This window comes from Priestia sp. P5_B4 (assembly GCF_056400385.1).
This window is the reverse complement of the sequence record NZ_JBFULJ010000542.1, coordinates 1-2,580: the sequence shown is the minus strand read 5'-3', so window position 1 is coordinate 2,580 and position 2,580 is coordinate 1. Positions and strand designations below refer to the sequence as shown.

The 2,580-nt window shown below is 41.6% G+C and carries 2 protein-coding genes; both read left to right on the top strand.

Going from position 1 to position 2,580, the window contains the following annotated elements:
• The coding region (parE, locus tag AC1DRF_RS22650) for a DNA topoisomerase IV subunit B (RefSeq protein ID WP_477741751.1) at nt 1-1,703 on the top strand (1,703 nt) is incomplete at its 5' end.
• Nucleotides 1,700-2,580: DNA gyrase subunit A (locus tag AC1DRF_RS22645; RefSeq protein WP_477741750.1), on the top strand; the 881-nt coding region annotated here is incomplete at its 3' end. The genes parE and AC1DRF_RS22645, both read left to right, overlap by 4 nt.

Below are 2,580 nucleotides of genomic sequence, written 5' to 3'. Positions count from 1 at the left end.
CGCCTGAAGTTATTTTAACCATCTTGCATGCAGGAGGTAAATTCGGACAGGGTGGATATAAAACAAGTGGAGGTTTACACGGAGTAGGTGCATCTGTTGTAAATGCGCTGTCTGAATGGTTGACCGTAACCATTCATAGAGATGGATTTATTTATGAACAGCGTTTTGAAAATGGAGGAAAGCCGGTTACGACGCTAGAAAAAATAGGGAAAACGAAAAAAACGGGAACAACGATTCATTTCAAACCGGATGCCACGATCTTTTCAACAACTGTGTATAATTATGATACGCTGTGTGAACGGCTCCGCGAATCGGCTTTCCTGTTAAAAGGATTCAAAATAGAGTTAATCGATAAAAGACATGATCGTCACGATATCTTTCATTATGAAACGGGTATTCAAGCCTTCGTTTCATATTTAAATGAAGAAAAAGATTCACTTCATCCAGTCGTCTTTTTCGAAGGGATTCATCATAATATTGAAGTTGAATTTGCCTTTCAATTTAATGATGGTTATTCTGAAACCATTTTATCATTCGTTAATAATGTTCGTACCAAGGATGGTGGAACGCATGAGTCCGGTGCAAAAAGCGCTATGACGCGTGCATTTAATGAATACGCCCGTAAAGTAAGCCTGCTAAAAGAAAAAGATAAAAACTTAGAAGGAACAGATATACGAGAAGGCTTGGGAGCCATCGTTTCCGTTAGAATACCTGAAGAGTTGCTTCAGTTTGAAGGACAAACAAAAGGAAAGTTAGGTACAAGTGAAGCTCGTTCGTCCGTAGATTCAGTTATTTCTGAAAAACTTGCCTATTTCTTAGAAGAAAACCCGGACGTAAGCTCTCTTCTTGTAAAAAAAGCAATCAAAGCTGCTCAAGCGCGTGAAGCAGCACGAAAGGCAAGAGAAGATGCAAGAAACGGGAAGAAACGAAAGCGTCAAGAAACCGTTCTAAGTGGAAAGTTAACGCCTGCGCAATCAAGAAATCCTCAGCGAAACGAACTGTACTTAGTCGAAGGGGATTCCGCCGGAGGTTCAGCAAAACAAGGAAGGGATCGCCGCTTTCAAGCTGTGCTGCCACTGCGAGGGAAGGTTATCAATACCGAAAAAGCCAAGCTTCAAGATATTTTTAAAAACGAAGAAATTAGTACGATCATCCACGCGATAGGCGGAGGAGTAGGAGCAGATTTCACCATCGATGATATTAACTACGATAAAATAGTCATCATGACCGATGCGGATACGGATGGCGCTCATATTCAAGTGCTTCTGCTAACGTTTTTCTACCGCTATATGAAACCGCTTGTGGAAGCAGGAAAAGTATTTATTGCTCTTCCACCGCTCTATAAAGTAAGTAAAGGGTCAGGTAAAAAAGAAGTGGTTGAATATTCATGGAGTGACGAAGAATTGCAAGGGGCTATCGATAAGGTAGGAAGAGGGTATATGATTCAACGCTATAAAGGTCTCGGTGAAATGAACGCAGATCAGCTGTGGGAAACAACAATGAACCCAGAGACGCGTACGCTGATTCGTGTTCGTATTGATGATGCTGCTCGCGCTGATCGTCGTGTGACCACATTGATGGGCGATAAAGTAGAACCTCGCAGAAAATGGATTGAAAGCAACGTAGCGTTTGGATTAGAAGAAGATCCAAATATTTTAGATAATGAAAATGTATTAACGGTCGCAGAGGAGGACGTACAATGACACAAACAGAACGCTTTTTAGATTTACCTCTTGAGGATGTACTAGGCGACCGTTTTGGTCGATACAGTAAATATATTATTCAAGAGCGTGCACTGCCGGATGCAAGAGACGGGTTAAAACCCGTTCAGCGCCGTATTTTATATGCAATGCACGTAGATGGGAATACAGCAGAAAAAGGCTTTCGCAAGTCAGCCAAAACTGTAGGGAACGTAATTGGTAATTATCACCCTCATGGTGATTCATCTGTATATGATGCTATGGTTCGAATGAGTCAAGAATGGAAAGTTAGAAATGTATTAATCGAAATGCATGGAAACAACGGAAGTATTGATGGAGACCCCCCAGCAGCAATGCGTTATACAGAAGCTCGCCTTTCATCGATTGCTGCAGAACTTCTACGAGATATTGATAAACAAACGGTTGAGTTTGTGTCTAACTTCGATGATACAAGCAGCGAACCAACTGTGTTACCGGCTATGTTTCCTAATTTGCTAGTGAATGGATCCACGGGTATTTCAGCTGGTTACGCTACGGAACTTCCTCCTCATCATTTAGGTGAAGTAATTGACGCAACGATCATGCGAATTGATAAACCAACGTGTACAATTGAAGAGTTGATGACGGCTATTCAAGGTCCTGATTTTCCTACAGGAGGAATCATTCAAGGAGTAGACGGGATTAAGAAAGCCTACGAGACAGGTAAAGGGAAAATTATTATTCGCGGAAAAACGGAAGTGGAGTCTATTCGCGGCGGAAAACAGCAAATTGTCATTACGGAACTTCCGTTTGAAGTAAACAAAGCCAACCTTGTTAAGAAAATGGATGAGCTTCGTTTAGATAAAAAAGTGGAAGGCATTGCTGAAGTTCGCGATGAAAC